Source organism: Protofrankia coriariae, assembly GCF_001017755.1.
In the GTDB taxonomy this organism is placed as follows: domain Bacteria; phylum Actinomycetota; class Actinomycetes; order Frankiales; family Frankiaceae; genus Protofrankia; species Protofrankia coriariae.
This window is the reverse complement of record NZ_JWIO01000065.1, coordinates 7188-8154: the sequence shown is the minus strand read 5'-3', so window position 1 is coordinate 8154 and position 967 is coordinate 7188. Positions and strand designations below refer to the sequence as shown.

The 967-nt window shown below is 67.0% G+C and carries 1 protein-coding gene; it reads right to left on the bottom strand.

Going from position 1 to position 967, the window contains the following annotated elements; all coding sequences use genetic code 11:
- Positions 1-916: phenylacetate--CoA ligase family protein (locus FrCorBMG51_RS30050; protein ID WP_200902571.1), on the bottom strand; the 916-nt coding region annotated here is incomplete at its 3' end.
- Positions 917-967 lie beyond the last annotated feature (51 nt).

The following is a 967-nucleotide window of genomic DNA, read 5'->3' as shown; positions in this document are numbered from 1 at the left end:
TCGGCTGGGAGGCCCGCCACAGATGCGTGTAGACGAGATTGCCGATCTCACCCTCCGGGACCGGGCTCGCCGGGTCGTCGGGGTGGACGATCTCCGTCCAGACCTCGTCGGTGTAGACGTGCATGCCGTTCATCTCGCGGCATTCGGCATTCGTCACGAACGGGAACATCTCGGACGAGGTCCCCGCGTCGCAGACCGTCTCCAGGCCCCAGGTCTCCAGCAGGAGCCGTCGCGTCGAGGGAATCGAACCACCCGGCTCCCCGCCGCTGAGGAACAGCCGCAGGGGCGAGGCGGCGGGGTCGTACCCCATCTCCCGCGCCACCTCGGCCATGTGCAGCATGTACGTCGGAGTGGCCTCGACCACCGTGCAGCCCATCCGGTCGATCATCTCGATGTGCCGGCGCGTGTCGGCGGCGCCCATCGGCAGCACGGTGGCTCCCACCGACTCGGCCGCGTACAACATCGCCCAGCCGCCGAAGAACATACCGAACGGAAAAGCGAAGTGAACCGTGTCGGTGGGCCGGACGCCCGACGCCCAGTGGGTCAGCGCGAAGATCTCACGGGCATGATCCCAGTCGCTTCGCGCGACGCCGTACATCGTGGGCACACCCGAGGTGCCGCTCGAGCCGTGAATCCGGTAGATGTCGTTGCGCGGTATGCCCAGATAGGAGCCGAACGGTGGATGCTCGGCCTGGTCGTCGACCAGCATCTTCTTGGTGATGACAGGGCACCGCTTGGTGAAGTCGTCGAAGCTGCGCACCTGGTCGGGGTGGAAACCGTGGGCATCCCAGTGGCGCCGATAGAACGGAAGCTCGTACGCACGTGCAAGCTGCCGGCGAAGCTGAACCAGGGTCGACGCGTCCCGGTCCGCGGGATCCCGCAGCTCACGTCCGGGGTTCCAATAGGGCGACGACACGTCTCGCACTTTGCTGGCCTCCCTCGTCAGAACTCGTCCGGCGGCCGCCAG